At 72.9% G+C, this 13,548-nt stretch carries 14 protein-coding genes; 6 read left to right on the forward strand and 8 right to left on the reverse strand.

The window, feature by feature from the left end; all coding sequences use genetic code 11:
• Nucleotides 1-25: 25 nt before the first annotated feature.
• Together ACFYZB_RS13350 and ACFYZB_RS13355 are read right to left on the reverse strand one after the other, a co-directional pair.
• Complete coding sequence (locus ACFYZB_RS13350; RefSeq protein ID WP_388757940.1) at nt 26-568, reverse strand: SixA phosphatase family protein; 543 nt, start codon at nt 566-568, stop codon at nt 26-28.
• Complete coding sequence (locus tag ACFYZB_RS13355; protein WP_388757942.1) at nt 565-1,554, reverse strand: hypothetical protein; 990 nt, start codon at nt 1,552-1,554, stop codon at nt 565-567. Before ACFYZB_RS13355 ends, ACFYZB_RS13350 begins: the two co-directional genes overlap by 4 nt.
• 106 nt (nt 1,555-1,660) lie before the next feature.
• On the opposite strand from ACFYZB_RS13355, the gene ACFYZB_RS13360 reads away from it, so the two are divergent.
• The 3 genes from ACFYZB_RS13360 (at nt 1,661) to ACFYZB_RS13370 (ending at nt 5,225) form a co-directional block, all read left to right on the forward strand.
• On the forward strand, nt 1,661-2,068 hold the full coding sequence (locus tag ACFYZB_RS13360) for a CoA-binding protein (protein ID WP_388757944.1): 408 nt from the start codon (nt 1,661-1,663) through the stop codon (nt 2,066-2,068).
• Nucleotides 2,069-2,282: 214 nt separating this feature from the next.
• Complete coding sequence (locus tag ACFYZB_RS13365) at nt 2,283-3,923, forward strand: APC family permease (protein WP_388757946.1); 1,641 nt, start codon at nt 2,283-2,285, stop codon at nt 3,921-3,923.
• Between the two features lie 63 nt (nt 3,924-3,986).
• Nucleotides 3,987-5,225 (forward strand): 4-hydroxybenzoate 3-monooxygenase, encoded by a 1,239-nt coding sequence (locus ACFYZB_RS13370; protein ID WP_388757948.1) that lies wholly within the window; start codon nt 3,987-3,989, stop codon nt 5,223-5,225.
• Between the two features lie 285 nt (nt 5,226-5,510).
• Here ACFYZB_RS13370 and ACFYZB_RS13375 read toward each other — a convergent pair whose 3' ends face one another.
• Nucleotides 5,511-6,083 (reverse strand): helix-turn-helix domain-containing protein, encoded by a 573-nt coding sequence (locus tag ACFYZB_RS13375; RefSeq protein WP_351205040.1) that lies wholly within the window; start codon nt 6,081-6,083, stop codon nt 5,511-5,513.
• 116 nt (nt 6,084-6,199) lie between these two features.
• Between ACFYZB_RS13375 and ACFYZB_RS13380 the strand changes: the two genes are divergently transcribed.
• Entirely contained in the window at nt 6,200-7,057 is an 858-nt protein-coding gene (locus ACFYZB_RS13380) for an EamA family transporter (RefSeq protein ID WP_388757951.1), read from the forward strand.
• Between the two features lie 29 nt (nt 7,058-7,086).
• On the opposite strand, the gene ACFYZB_RS13385 is transcribed toward ACFYZB_RS13380, so the two are convergent.
• Nucleotides 7,087-7,851, reverse strand: a complete 765-nt coding sequence (locus ACFYZB_RS13385; protein ID WP_388757953.1) for an acyltransferase — start codon at nt 7,849-7,851, stop codon at nt 7,087-7,089.
• A gap of 109 nt (nt 7,852-7,960) precedes the next feature.
• On the opposite strand from ACFYZB_RS13385, the gene ACFYZB_RS13390 reads away from it, so the two are divergent.
• Nucleotides 7,961-8,488: a gamma carbonic anhydrase family protein gene (locus ACFYZB_RS13390; protein ID WP_388757955.1), complete on the forward strand. Its 528-nt coding sequence runs from the start codon at nt 7,961-7,963 to the stop codon at nt 8,486-8,488.
• 14 nt (nt 8,489-8,502) lie between these two features.
• Here the strand turns inward: ACFYZB_RS13390 and ACFYZB_RS13395 are convergent, their stop codons facing one another.
• On the reverse strand, nt 8,503-9,147 hold the full coding sequence (locus ACFYZB_RS13395; protein ID WP_388757957.1) for a DedA family protein: 645 nt from the start codon (nt 9,145-9,147) through the stop codon (nt 8,503-8,505).
• Nucleotides 9,148-9,400: 253 nt separating this feature from the next.
• Between ACFYZB_RS13395 and ACFYZB_RS13400 the strand changes: the two genes are divergently transcribed.
• Entirely contained in the window at nt 9,401-10,462 is a 1,062-nt protein-coding gene (locus ACFYZB_RS13400) for a YbhN family protein (protein WP_388757959.1), read from the forward strand.
• Between the two features lie 7 nt (nt 10,463-10,469).
• Here ACFYZB_RS13400 and ACFYZB_RS13405 read toward each other — a convergent pair whose 3' ends face one another.
• The 3 genes from ACFYZB_RS13405 to ACFYZB_RS13415 are packed head-to-tail and all read right to left on the reverse strand — an operon-like array spanning nt 10,470 to nt 13,542.
• A complete protein-coding gene (locus tag ACFYZB_RS13405; protein ID WP_388757961.1) occupies nt 10,470-11,573 on the reverse strand; it encodes a class I SAM-dependent methyltransferase in 1,104 nt (367 codons plus the stop codon).
• Nucleotides 11,570-12,751 (reverse strand): nucleotide disphospho-sugar-binding domain-containing protein, encoded by a 1,182-nt coding sequence (locus tag ACFYZB_RS13410; protein WP_388757962.1) that lies wholly within the window; start codon nt 12,749-12,751, stop codon nt 11,570-11,572. The genes ACFYZB_RS13405 and ACFYZB_RS13410 overlap by 4 nt, the downstream gene beginning before the upstream one ends.
• Entirely contained in the window at nt 12,748-13,542 is a 795-nt protein-coding gene (locus ACFYZB_RS13415; protein ID WP_388758120.1) for an alpha/beta fold hydrolase, read from the reverse strand. Before ACFYZB_RS13415 ends, ACFYZB_RS13410 begins: the two co-directional genes overlap by 4 nt.
• Nucleotides 13,543-13,548: the final 6 nt, after the last annotated feature.

Below are 13,548 nucleotides of genomic sequence, written 5' to 3' on the forward strand. Positions count from 1 at the left end.
GAGCGCCGGTCACGCGCGCGTGGCGCTACCTCTTCCTCCCGCGCGGCACGGTGAACGACGTCAGGAGGGCTGTGGCGGGGCCCAGGGCCGGCCATCCGGTGCCGTGCCAGGAGAGGACGGCGATCGCGGACGTGGGGAACTTCGTCCGCACCCGCTGCAGCGTGTCGTCGAGGCCGTCCCGTGCCAGCTCCAGGACCAGTTCCTCAAGACCGGGGTTGTGCCCGACCAGCAGCAGGGTCTCGACCTCGGGCGGCGCCTCGCGGACCACCTCCAGCAGCTCCGGTACGCCCGCCCCGTACAACCGCCGGTCGTAGCGCACCGGCGGCGGAGTGCCCCACTCCGCGGAGGCCAGCTCCCAGGTGCGGCGGGCGCGTACGGCCGGGGAGCACAGGGCGAGGTCGGGCAGGCAGTCCGCCTCGGCGAGGGCGCGTCCGGCGGCCGGGGCGTCGCGCAGCCCGCGCGGCGCGAGCGGCCTGCGGCGGTCCTCGACGCCCTCGGGCCAGGCGGACTTGGCGTGCCGCAGGACCACCAGCCGGCGCAGCGGGCCCGTGCCCGCCCGCACGATCACGCGAGGCTCCCGACGTCGCGGGCCAGGTCGAGGGCCAGAAGACGGTCGGAGTAGACGTACGTCTCGAAGCGGGCTCCGTCGGGCAGCTCCGGGGCGCTCTCCACGGCCCGCAGCACCTCCAGCACTCCGGGCAGGTCAAGGTCGTTCTCCCACGCGGAACGCAGCCGCGCCCGCACGTCGTCGGGCACGGGTCTCGAGGGCTGCCGCGCCCACCCCGCCACGGCCCGCCGCCACCGGGCCAGCCGCCCGGCGGCCTCTGCCGGCACGCCGGATCCCAGTCGGACGGGCTCACCGCGCGGCACGGAGAGCAGAGCGAGCCGAAGGGCAGCGGGATCGGAGAGCAGGCCCGGGAGCGCGGGGTGGGCAGCGGTCTGGGGGCCGGGCTCGGAGGCGCGGCCGAGCGGGACCTCAGGAGCATGGCCGGGAGCCGGCTCGGAGACATGCCCGCGACAAGCGGCCCCTCCAGCCCCTCCAGCCCCTCCAGCCCCTCCAGCCCCTCCTGCGCCTCCGACCTCTGGGGCCACTCCTTCCCCTCCAGCCTCACCCGCCGCCCCGCCCTCGCACGAGCCCACCGCCTCCGCCGTCCACTCCACTGGGGCCACCCACACCACCGGCCCGCTGCCGGAGGCGTCCGGGGCCTCGGCCGTCACATGGATCACCTGTGCCTCGCCCAGCCCCGACGGAAGGTCGTGGGCGTCCTCGAAGGGGCGGATGGACAGGGTGGTCGCGGCGGTGCGGAGGCCGGCGGGGTGGTGGGGTGCGGCGAGCGCCGCCCAGACCGGGGTGCCGCCCAGCTCCAGGGCACGGACCAGGAGGTCGGCGGTGAGCAGTACGCGCAGGGAGGTCGGATCGGGGCCGGAGGCGTGGGCCTCGATGCGGGTCAGGCCGCGGCGGGCGGGCGCGGCGGGGACGAGCTCACCGGTTCGGGCGTCGAGGATGCGCAGCACGGGCTGAGCGTAGGCGGGCGGGCGGTCGTACGCAGGCATCTCGTGCCGATTCCGGCCATGGTGGCGGGATGGCGGGCCGGGAATCGGACCCGACCCGGCACTGTTGCCCAGGCGAACAGTTTCCCGCAGCCCCGAGGAGGCGGCCGTGTACGGCGACGAAGCGACGATCCGCAGGATCCTGACCGAGCTGGGTGACACCTGGGCGGTGGTCGGCCTGTCCACCAACCCGAGCCGGGCGGCGTACGGGGTGGCGCAGGTGCTCCAGCGGTTCGGCAAGCGGATCGTCCCCGTGCATCCGAAGGCGGAGACCGTGCACGGAGAGCAGGGTTACGCCTCCCTCGCCGACATCCCCTTCGAAATCGACGTCGTCGACGTCTTCGTGAACAGCGAGCTGGCCGGCGCGGTGGCCGACGAGGCCGTGGTCAAGGGCGCGCGGGCGGTATGGTTCCAGCTCGGGGTCGTGGACGAGACCGCCTACGAGCGGATCCGGGCGGCAGGACTGGACATGGTCATGGATCGTTGCCCGGCCATCGAAATTCCTCTTCTCGACTAGTGAATCTTTCCTTCTACTCACAATCTGCTGCTGAATATTGACATTCCGGCCAGGCATCTGACCTGTGACAACTCAGTGACCGAGTGTGGGCTCAAGACACCGAAGATCCCGGGTCAAAATTTGGTTAACAGTCTTTTGCGGACGCGGAAAGCATCCCTAGCCTGTGGCCTCCTTGCTCGTTAACACCGCGTATAGATCTGAGAGGCCACTAGACATGGCGAACGTCGACCAGGCTGCGCCGGTAGCCACAAGCGACACCGGTGGCGGCCTGCGCCGCGATGTGGGGCTCATCGGCCTCATGTGGGCTTCGGTGGGTTCCATCATCGGCTCCGGCTGGCTCTTCGGTGCCGAGAAGGCCGTCGTGGCGGCCGGCCCCGCCGCGATCATCTCGTGGGTGATCGGGGCGGTGGCGATCGTGCTGCTCGCCCTCGTGCACGCCGAGCTCGGCGGCATGTTCCCGGTGGCGGGCGGTACCGCCCGTTACCCGCACTACGCCTTCGGCGGCCTGGCCGGTATGTCCTTCGGCTGGTTCTCCTGGCTGCAGGCCGCGACCGTGGCCCCGATCGAGGTCGAGGCCATGATCGGCTATGCCAAGCACTGGCACTTCGCCGACGGACTGCAGAACACCAACGGCACGCTGACCACCAGCGGCATCGTCGTCGCCGTGCTCCTCATGGCCGTGTTCGTCGCGGTCAACTTCCTCGGCGTCCGCGTCCTGGCACACACCAACAGCGCCGCCACCTGGTGGAAGATCGCGGTCCCGCTCGCGGCGATCTTCATCATCGCGATCGGCAACTTCCACCCGGCCAACTTCACCTCCGAGGGCTTCGCCCCGTTCGGCGCCAAGGGCGTCCTCACCGCGATCAGCTCCTCCGGCATCATCTTCGCGCTGCTCGGCTTCGAGCAGGCGATCCAGCTGGCCGGCGAGAGCCGCAACCCGAAGCGCGACCTGCCGCGCGCCACGCTGGGCTCGGTCGCGATCGGCGCGATCATCTACGTCCTGCTCCAGGTCGTGTTCATCGCCGCCCTGCCCCACGCCTCCTTCGCGAAGGGCTGGGCCAACCTGGCCTACGCCGGCATCAGCGGCCCCTGGGCCGGTCTCGCCTCGCTGGTCGGCCTGGGCTGGCTGGCCTGGGTCCTGTACGCCGACGCGATCATCTCCCCCGGCGGCACCGGCCTGATCTACACCACCGCCACGTCCCGTATCTCCTACGGCCTGGCCAAGAACGGCTACGCGCCGAAGCTCTTCGCCAAGACCGACTCGCGCGGTGTGCCGTGGTTCGGCCTGGCGATGTCGTTCGTGACCGGTGTGGTCTGCTTCGCGCCGTTCCCGAGCTGGCAGACGCTGGTCGGCTTCATCACCTCGGCGAGCGTGCTGATGTACGCGGGCGCCCCGCTGGCCTACGGCGTCTTCACGGACCGGCTGCCGAACCACGAGCGTCCGTACAAGCTGCCCTTCGGCAAGTTCATCTCCCCGCTGTCCTTCGTGGTCGCCAACCTGATCATCTTCTGGTCCGGCTGGGACACCCTGTGGCGCCTGGGCTGCGCGATCCTGATCGGCTACGTGCTGCTCGGCTCCTACGCCTGGTACGCGATCCGCAAGAACCTGCCCAACGCGCCGCGCCTGGACTTCAAGGCCGCGCAGTGGCTGCCGCCCTACCTGGTGGGCATCGGCGTGATCTCCTACCTGAGCACCTTCGGTGGTAACGGTGACCTGCCGCTGTGGTGGGACATCCTGGTCGTCGCGGTGTTCTCGCTCGCCATCTACTACTGGGCCAAGGCGACCGCCTCGAAGCCCGAGCAGATCGAGCGCGACATCGAGGAGGTCGTGGTCACCGACGCCCCGGCGCACTGACCCCGCTCCCCCTGGTGTCCCGTCGGCCGCACGCGGCTGACGGGACACCGTCATAATGCGGGGGTGATCTCCCCTTCCCCCCACCTCAGCTCCCCCCACCACGGCTCCGCGCCCGAGGAACACCGTACGGTCGTCGTCGTGGGCGCCGGGCCGGCCGGGCTCACCGTCGGCGGCATACTGCGGGCCGCCTCCGTCGACTGTGTCGTCCTGGAGACCGAGAGCAGGCAGTTCGTCGAGACCCGGCCCAGAGCCGGTGTCATCGAGGAATGGGCGGTGCGCGAACTCGGCCGACGCGGACTGTCCGCACGGCTTCCGGAGCGGGCCGGGGCGCACGGCGCGTGCGAGTTCCGCTTCGACGGCGAGCGGTACCGTTTCCCGTACGCCGACCTGACGGGCAGCCATCACTACGTCTACCCGCAGCCGTTGCTGGTGACGGACCTGGTCCGGGAGTACGCCGACGTACGCGGCGGCGACATCCGCTTCGGGGTGCGCGACGTCACGCTGCACGACCTGGACTCGGACCGGCCGGCGGTGTCGTACCGGTGCCCGGAGACGGGTGAACGGCGGCTTCTGCGCTGCGACTTCGTCGCGGGCTGCGACGGCGCGCGCGGCGTGACGCGGGACGCGATACCCGTCGAACGCAGGCGGATCGCGCGGCAGGACGACGGCATCGGCTGGCTGGCGGTGCTCGCGGAGGTCCCGCCGTCGACGGACTGTGTGCTGTTCGGCGTCCATCCGCGCGGTTTCGCCGGGCAGATGCCCCGCAACCCCGAGGTGACCCGGTTCTACCTGCAGTGTCCGCCCGGCGACGATCCGGAGAACTGGTCGCACGACCGGGTGTGGACGGAGCTGCGCGAGCGGCTCGGCGCGGCCGGAGCGCCCCCGCTCACCGAGGGCCGGCTGATCGAGAAGCGTGTCCTGGACATGCACCACTATGTCGTCGAACCCCTCGCCCACGGGCGGCTGTTCCTGGCCGGGGACGCCGGTCACCTGGTCGCGCCCATCGCCGCGAAGGGCATGAACCTCGCCCTGCACGACGCCTTCCTGCTCGGCGACGCGCTCGCGGCACACGTCACCCAGGGCGACGGCAGCGGTCTGGACGGTTACTCGGCAGCGTGTCTGCGCCGGGTGTGGGACTACCAGGAGTTCTCGCAGTGGCTGTCGGACATCTACCACGGTGTCGCATCCGGTGACCCGTTCCGCGCCGGCACCACACTGGCCCGGCTGCGCCGGCTGTTCACCTCACCGACGGCGGCGGCGGCCTTCGCCGAGCAGTACCTCGGCACCGCGACCGCCTACTGAATCCGCGGCGCCTGCCGTGGCGGAGCGGATCGGGTGTCCGCTGCCGACGAGGACGTAGGGGGCAGGTCGACCACGGCCGAGTCGATCAGCAGGGGCCGGCCGGCGGGCAGGGGTGGTCTCACCGCCCGGCTTGCCCGCGACCACACGCAGTTCGCCGACTGCTGCAGCATCCCGCGGCCGTACTGCTCCACGAAGACGGCCGTGTCGGCACAGCGCGGGTGGGGGTGCCGAAGTCTCCGATGGGTGCACGCATGGCCGCACGCCAACAGGCCGCCACAGTGCCGTTCAGCGCACGGGCGGCACCGAGACGGCCATCACCATCTCCATCGGTACGTCGCCCTCGTTGCCGTAGGTGTGCGAGGTGCCGGCCTCGAAGGTGGCGCTCGCGCCGGTCGGCACCAGGTGCTTCACGCCGTCCACGGTGAGGGTCAGTTCGCCCGCGGTGACATGGACCAGTTCCACCGTGCCCGCCGGGTGCGGCTCGGAGGGGCTCTGCTCGCCGGGCATCAGCCGCCAGTCCCACATCTCCAGCGGACCCGGCGCCTCCGTGCCCGCGAGGAGGCGGTTGTAGCTGCCGGCGTCGGTGTGCCACAGCCGTACGGCCTGGTCGGCGGGGACGATGCGGACGGTGGGGCCCTGTTCGTAGTCGAGCAGGGTGGTGATGCTGATGCCGAGGGCGTCGCCGATCTTGACGACGGTGCCGATGCTGGGGTTCGTCCGGGCCTGCTCGATCTGGATGAGCATGCCGCGGCTGACGCCCGCACGGGCGGCGAGCGCGTCCAGGGTGAAGCCGCGCTCGGTGCGCCAGCGCTTGACGTTGCGCGCCAGGGACTGGGTCAGCAGGTCGAGGTCCGACACATCACGTCCATCGAGGAGGAGTCCTGGGGTTCAATATATGGGATGACAGGGTTCACTTGACTGAACTACGGTGGGGTGTACCCGATCGTTCATCAAACTGTACTGCGAGGCAGGCCGTGACAGCATTCTTCGCCCTCATCACCAGCCTCCTGTGGGGCATGGCCGACTTCGGCGGCGGACTGCTGACCCGGCGTACGCCCGCGCTGACGGTCGTGGTCGTCTCCCAGGCCATCGCGGCGACGGTCCTCGGCGCGGTCGTCGTGGCGACCGGCGGCTGGAGCGAGGCCGGGCCCCGCCTCTGGTTCGCGTTCGCCGCGGGCCTGGTCGGACCGGTGGCCCTGCTCTCCTTCTACAAGGCCCTGGCCCTCGGCCCCATGGGGGTCGTCTCGCCGCTCGCGACGCTGAGCGTGGCCGTGCCGGTCGGGGTCGGTCTGGTCCTCGGCGAGCGGCCCGGGCTGCTCCAGGTCGCGGGCATCGCGGTCGCCGTCACCGGGGTCGTCCTCGCGGGCGGTCCGCAGCTGCGCGGCGCGCCCGTACAGCGGCGGACGATCCTGCTCACCCTGATCGCGGCACTGGGTTTCGGCACGGTCTTCGCCCTGATCACCGAGGCGTCGACCACCGTCACCGGCCTGTTCCTCGCCCTGTTCGTGCAGCGGCTGACGAACGTCGCGGTCGGCGGGGCCGCGCTCGCCGTCTCCGTCCGGCGGGGCGGCCGGGCGGTGCCGGAGGGCGGCTTCCCCTGGGCCTCGCTGCCCGCACTGGCCTTCGTCGGGCTCGCCGACGTGGCCGCCAACGGCACCTACGCGGTCGCCGCCCAGCACGGCCCGGTCACCGTGGCGGCCGTCCTCGCCTCGCTGTATCCGGTGGTGACCGCGCTGGCCGCGCGCGGCTTCCTCAGCGAGCGGCTGCGGGCGATCCAGGCGGCGGGCGCGGGACTGGCGCTGCTGGGCACGCTGCTGCTGGCGACCGGCTGAACCGGCCCGCGGTTTCGGTTCGGGCCGAGTCAGCCCTCGGGCTCGAGCTCCGCTAGCCGGGCCACCGCGTCCTCGTCCAGTTCCGCCAGCGCCCGCAGCTGCTGCGGCGTCGTCCCGTCCGGGATGGGCATCGGGGCCGGCGTCCTGAGCGGCGGCTGCCAGCCCTGCTCCGCCGTCCAGCGCCGGACGACCCGGGCGGGCGCCCCCGCCACCACGGCGTGGTCCGGCACCGTGCCCCGTACGACCGCGCCGGCCGCGACGACCACGTTCCGGCCGATCCGCGCGCCCGGCAGGATCACCGCGCCGGTGCCGATCCAGCAGCCCGGGCCGATCTCCACCGGCTCCATGCGCGGCCACTGCCTGCCGATGGGCTGGTGCGGGTCGTCGTAGGAGTGGTTGGTGGAGGTGACGTAGACGTACGGGCCGAAGTAGCAGTCCCTGCCGATGCTGACCGTCGTGTCCGCGATGACATGACTGCCGCGGCCGAGGACCACGCCGTCGCCGATGCGCAGGATCGGGTCCGGGCCGAGGTCCAGGTCCGGCATCAGGCCGGCGGTCAGCGTGACCTGTTCGCCGATGATGCAGTGGGAACCGAGGTGGATCCAGGGCTCGCCGAAGACCGTGCCGAGCGGGAAGGCGAGCCGGGTGGCCTCGCCGATCGCGCCGAACTTCAGGCGGCCGGGGTGATCGGCGGTGACGGAGCCGGTGCGCTGGGCCCAGGCCCAGGCCGCGTGTACGGCTCGCTGGGCAAGGCCCTGCCTCCAGGATGAGAACGTGTTCTTGCGCTTCGGCACGGGGTCACGTTACTCAGCGGTTGCCTTCGGGGAGAGGGTGGGCTGCTGTGATCTTTGCCCCACCCTTTGTCGTACCGTGCGGGGTACGGACGGATGCGAGGAGACGGTGATGGCACAGCAGGCGCTGATCGTGGGCATCGGTGGCAAGGAGCCCCAGGTCGATCCGGAGGCGTTCGTGGCGCCGACGGCTTCCGTGATCGGGGACGTCACGCTGCACGCGGGGGCCAGTGTCTGGTACGGGGCCGTGGTGCGCGGGGATGTCGAGAGGATCACCGTCGGGGCGCAGGCGAACGTGCAGGACAACGTCACGTTGCACGCGGATCCCGGGTTTCCGGTGAGCGTGGGTGAGCGGGTCTCCATCGGGCACAACGCCGTCGTGCACGGGGCGACCGTGCAGGACGACTGCCTCGTCGGGATGGGGGCGACCGTGCTGAACGGGGCCGTGATCGGGGCGGGGTCGCTCGTTGCCGCTCAGGCTCTGGTGCCGCAGGGGATGGTGGTGCCGCCCGGGTCACTGGTGGCTGGGGTGCCGGCGAAGGTGAGGCGCGAGCTGACCGAGGAGGAGCGGCAGGGGATCACCCTCAACGGCACGATGTATGCGGAGTTGGCGAAGGCGCATCGCGGGGTGCACGAGTAGGCCTTCGCGGCGCTTCAGTCCCCTGCGCCGACAGGCTCTGCTGCTCGCTCCGAGGCCTGGGCCTTCTTCGCCTTGCGCTTGATGATCAGCATGGTGGCGAGGCCGAGCACCACCGCCGCGGCCAGCCCCACGTAGGAGAACTTCTTCAGCCAGCCCTCGGCGACCACGCCGACGTAGTAGACGGCGGCCGTGGTGCCGCCGGCCCAGCAGATGCCGCCGAGGAGGTTGGCGATCAGGAACTTCCAGTACGGCATGTGGAGGACGCCCGCGAGCGGGCCGGCGAAGATGCGCAGGAGGGCGATGAAGCGGCCGAAGAAGACCGCCCACATGCCCCACTTCTCGAAGGACCGCTCCGCAGTGGCCACATGGCCGTCGCTGAAGTGCTTCGGGAACTTGTCGCCGAGCCAGGCCAGCAGCGGGCGACCGCCCTTGCGGCCGATCGCGTAGCCGATGGAGTCGCCGATCACGGCGCCCGCGGTCGCGCACGCGCCGAGGACGACCGGATTGATGCCCGAGTGCTGGGAGGACATCAGCGCCGCGGAGACCAGGATGATCTCTCCGGGCAGCGGGATGCCCAGGCTCTCCAGTCCGATCACCAGGGCCACCACGGCGTAGACGGCGGCCGCTGGCACCGTGTCGAGCCATTCCTGGACGTGCACCGGCGGGATCCTCCCCTGTCGCTGTCCTTGCCTTACGGGCCCGCGCATGTAAAGCGCGCCCCAAGGGAAGGCTACCTGGTCGGCGGTGGACGGCGGCCTGCGCGGACCCGCCCGGCGCCACCGTCCCGCCCTCGCGCCTTCGGTTTTCGGACATCCCCGTGTCACGCGGGAGGGGAAGGCTCCCCGCGGTATCGCCCGACCCGCCTCCCCCAGGTCCCCGCAGCGGGACCCGCTGCGGAAGGACGACGTCCCCGTGTCCTCACTGTCCCCGTCCCCCTCGCTCTCCTCCCCGCCGTGCCCCCGGACGGCGGATCCGCTCCCCGTCGGCTCCGGCGCTCTGCCGGACCTCGGCCCCGAGGCCGCTGCCCGGCCCGCGTCCCCGCTCGCGGCCCGGCACCTGCGGCTGGCCCTGTGCCTGGCTCCCCTGCTGCTCGCCGCCGGCTGGGCCGTCGCCAACCGGCCGGTGGTGTACGAGGGGGTCCGCCGGCTGGTCGCGGCCGACCCGGGGTGGCTGCTGGCCGGCGCCGGTCTCAGCTGCCTGAACTGTGTGGCGGCCGCGTGCGTCCGGCAGGGCGCGCTGCCCGACCGGGTGCCGCCGGGGCTGCTGCTGGCTTCGCAGTTCGCCGCGGGTGCCGCCAACCACGCGCTGCCGGGCGGGCTCGGCGCCCATGCCGTCACCCTGCGCTTTCTGCGGGGCCGCGGGGTGCCGCCGGCCCGGGCCACCGCGTCGATCGGGCTGTACTCACTGGCCAAGTCCGGCGCGAAGACCGTGGTGCTGCTGGTGTTCCTGGCCGCGTCGCCGGCCTGGCGGCGTCTCGGGAACCTGGTCCCGGACGGACGGCTCCTGCTCCCGGTCGCCGCCGTCGTGGGCGGGGCCGTCGTGGTGGCGGGAGTGCTGCTGACGGTCGTACGGCCGCTCAGGCGGCCGGTGACCGGGCTGCTGCGCTCCGCCCTCGCCGATGCGCGGGAGGTGCACACGCGGCCCTGCCGGGTGGCCGCGCTGTGGGGAGGGGCGGTCGCGATGCCGCTGGTGCAGGGGACCACCCTGGCGTGTGTCGGTGCCGCGCTCGGGCTGGGGCTGCCCTGGGAGCACGTGGTGCTCGCCTATCTCGCGGCGGGCACGGCCGTCGGTGCGGTTCCGGCGCCTGGCGGGTTCGCGGTCGACGCGGCGCTGGTGTGGACGCTGGTCACCTTCGGCTCCGCACCGGCGGTGGCCACCGCGACGGTCATCGGCTACCGGGTGCTGACCGACTGGGTGCCGCTGCTGCCGGGCACCCTCACGCTGTCGGCGCTGATCCGCGCCGAGGTGCTGTGAGTCCCGGTCACTCGCGGCGCGCCACCAGGCGGTAGGCGTTGGACAGGGCGAGGCGGTCGGACAGGGGGCGGATCGCGAACCGGTCGAGCACTGTCGCCGTGACGAGCGCGGGCACCCCCGCGAGGAGGAGTGCGGTGCGCGCGGCGCGGCGCAGGGCGCCGGGAGGCTCGGACAGCCAGGGGGCGTCCTCGCGCGGGGCGGTGTGGTCGAGGGCCAGCCAGAGAGCGGCGAGCAGGTCGACCGGGTCGTGCGCCGCGGCGTGCTGCTCGGCGACCACCGTGAAGCCCAGCTCGGCCAGCCGCCGCCGGAGATTGGCGACAGGCATGAAGTGCAGGTGCTGGGGCTGGAGCCAGGGCAGCCACCAGCGGCCGAGCAGCCGGGCATAGCGGCTCTCCGGGTCCGGCACCTCGATGAGGAGGTGGCCGCCGGGGCGTACGGCCTCGTGGGCGGCGCGGAGTTCGCGGTCCGGGTCGGTGCTGTGCTCCAGGTAGTGGAACATGCTCACCACGTCGTAGCGGGCGGTGAGTTCGGGGGCCAGCTCGGGGAAGGCGCCGCGGTGGGCGTGGTCCACGCGGCCCTCGCGGGCGGCGAGTTCGACGCCGTCGGTGAAGTCGAGCCCGTCGAAGGCGGTGCCGGGCAGGACGGCGCGGGCGCTCGCGCAGAAGTGGCCGTGGCCGGTGCCGACGTCCAGCCATGTCTTCGGGGCGGGATCGTGCGGGAGCATCGCCTCGGCGCGGGCCCGGTACATGGCGCCACGGCCGCCGAAGGTGCCGCTCATGCGCTGTTCACCGAGGCCGTCGTAGAAGTCCCGGTAGTAGAACTCCAGGCCCTCCTCGCTCAGTTGGGGATTCTGGAAGATGTGGCCGCAGCCGGCGCAGCGGTCGAGGGTGAAGCGGCCGGGCTTGTGCTGGAGCAGGTCGGTCGTGCGCAGGCGGGTGCCGAGCCGGTCCGAGCCGCACCAGGGGCAGTCGGGGCGGCGCGGGGCGAAGAAGCGGTCCGGGCCGGCGGCCAGGTCCCTGCGGTAGGCGGGGCGCAGGGCGGCGATGCGGGCCGCCTTGGCCTCCTTGCCGCTGTTGCTGTTGTTGCCGGTGTTGCCGTTGTGGTCGCTCATCGGCTCTCCGCTGCGAGTCGTTCGAGGTGGGCCGCCGCGGTCCGGGCGCCGCCCGCCGCGCGGAACGCGGTGCGGATCCGGGCGGCGGCGGCCCGGTGGGCGGGATCGGTGAGGACGGTGTCGAGGGCCGCGCCCAGCCGGTCCGCACGGACCCGGCCGAAGCGGACCCGGACGCCCGCGCCGGCGTCCACGACCTGTCCGGCCACGACGGGCTGATCGTCGCGAATGGGCGCGACGACGAGCGGAACGCCGTGCCACAGGGCCTCGCACACGGTGTTGTGCCCGGCGTGGCAGACGACGGCGTCCATCCGCTCCAGCAGCGCGAGTTGGGGCACCGACGGAAGGACCAGGACGTCCTTGTCGCCCGGCGGCACCGCAAGGGCCCCGCCCGGGTCGGCGATCACCGCCTGGACCCGGTCGGCGCGTTCGCGCAGCGCGGTGAGGCACTCGGCGAGGAACCGGCCGCCCGCGTCGGCGTTCGCCGTGCCCAGGGTCACCAGGACCTTCGACCGGGGCTGGTCCAGCAGTTCCCAGGGAAATCCGGGGCCCGCCGGGCGGTCGGCGAGGGAGGGGCCGACGTAGTGGATGTGCGGGGCCAGCGGCGCCAGGGGGCCGATGAGTTCGGGTGTGCTGAAGATCAGCAGGAGGTGCGGCGAGAAGCGTGGGTCGGCGGTGCCGGACGGGTCCCCGATCCGGGCGCGCAGTCCGGTCAGCCGGGCTCGCAGCCAGGCGGCGACCTTCGGCAGGCCGTCGTAGGCGCCGGTGAACTCCGCCGAGGTGGTGGCCGAGGTGGCCCACGGCAGTCCGAGGCGTTCGGCCACCAGGGCGCCGGCGAAGGCCTGCTGGTCGGCCACCACCACGTCCGGGCGGAACGCCTCGGCCGCCGCCCGGACACCCGGCGCCATGGCGTCGGCGAGCGGGAGCAGATACCGCTCCCACAGGAACTTCAGCGCCTCCGCGCCGCGCAGGTCCGGCGGCCGTACGGTGCCCTCGGCGCCCGGCACCGGGCCCGCGCAGCCGAACGCCTGGGCGTCCGCGCCCGCGAGCCGCCGCACCAGCGCCGGGTCCGCGCTCACCCAGGCCACGCGGTGCCCGTGCGCGGCCAGCCGGGCGGCGACGCCGACGGCCGGGTTGACGTGCCCGGTCAGCGGAGGCACCACGAAGAGGAAGGCGCTCATCGCACCCCCGCCCCGACACCGATCAGGTCCAGGATGTGCCCGCCCACGGCCGCCGGCGCCTCCACGAGCACCGAGTGCTCGTGCCCGGGCAGCACGACGGCCCGGTAGTCCGTCAGCAGCCCCCGCATCAGCGGCACCAGGTCCGCGAGGTCCGACTCGCCGCCGTACACGCCGAGGACCGGGCACCGTACGGCACGGATCGCGGCGTGGGTCAGCACCCGGCTGGCGGGGATGTCCCGGCCGAGGCTGGTCTCGCGGGCCAGCCGGGCCGCGCCCTTGGCCAGCCGGGCGGTGTTGTGGCCGCGGTGGGCGGTGATCCAGGCGAGGGCGGCGGGCTCGTTGTGCGCGAGTTCGCTCATGACCCGGTCGAGGATGCCGCCGAGTTTCGCCGCCCAGGCCACGGTCGCGGGCTCGGACTCGATCAGTGTCACGGTGGCCGTGCGCTCCGGGTGGCGGGCGGCGAAGCCGAAGGCGATGGTTCCGCCGTAGGAGTTGCCGACGAGGTGGACGGGCCCGGTGACGGCCAGCCGGTCGAGGAGGGCCTGAAGGTCGTCGATGTTGTGGTCGAGGGTGTAGCCGTGCGGCGGGCGCTCGCTGCGGCCGTGGCCGCGCAGGTCGTACATGACGACGTCGAGGCCGGCCGCGGCGAACGCGGGCGCGACGGTGAAGTAGTAGCTGGCCAGGCTGTCGGTGAGCAGCCCGTGCACCAGGACGACCGTGGCGTGCGGGACGCGGCCGTCGGCCGGACCCATGCGCTGGACGTGCAGCCGGATCCCGCCGACGTCGGCCATCGCCAC

Origin of the sequence: Streptomyces sp. NPDC001852 (genome assembly GCF_042891825.1) — a bacterium.
GTDB lineage: Bacteria > Actinomycetota > Actinomycetes > Streptomycetales > Streptomycetaceae > Streptomyces.

Coding starts and splice junctions, on each gene's coding strand:
- ACFYZB_RS13405 (WP_388757961.1), bottom strand. CDS start 11,573: ATGAGCGACCACAACGGCAACACCGGCAACAACAGCAACAGCGGCAAG.
- ACFYZB_RS13410 (WP_388757962.1), bottom strand. CDS start 12,751: ATGAGCGCCTTCCTCTTCGTGGTGCCTCCGCTGACCGGGCACGTCAAC.
- ACFYZB_RS13365 (WP_388757946.1), top strand. CDS start 2,283: ATGGCGAACGTCGACCAGGCTGCGCCGGTAGCCACAAGCGACACCGGT.
- ACFYZB_RS13390 (WP_388757955.1), top strand. CDS start 7,961: ATGGCACAGCAGGCGCTGATCGTGGGCATCGGTGGCAAGGAGCCCCAG.
- ACFYZB_RS13355 (WP_388757942.1), bottom strand. CDS start 1,554: ATGCCTGCGTACGACCGCCCGCCCGCCTACGCTCAGCCCGTGCTGCGC.
- ACFYZB_RS13415 (WP_388758120.1), bottom strand. CDS start 13,542: ATGGCCGACGTCGGCGGGATCCGGCTGCACGTCCAGCGCATGGGTCCG.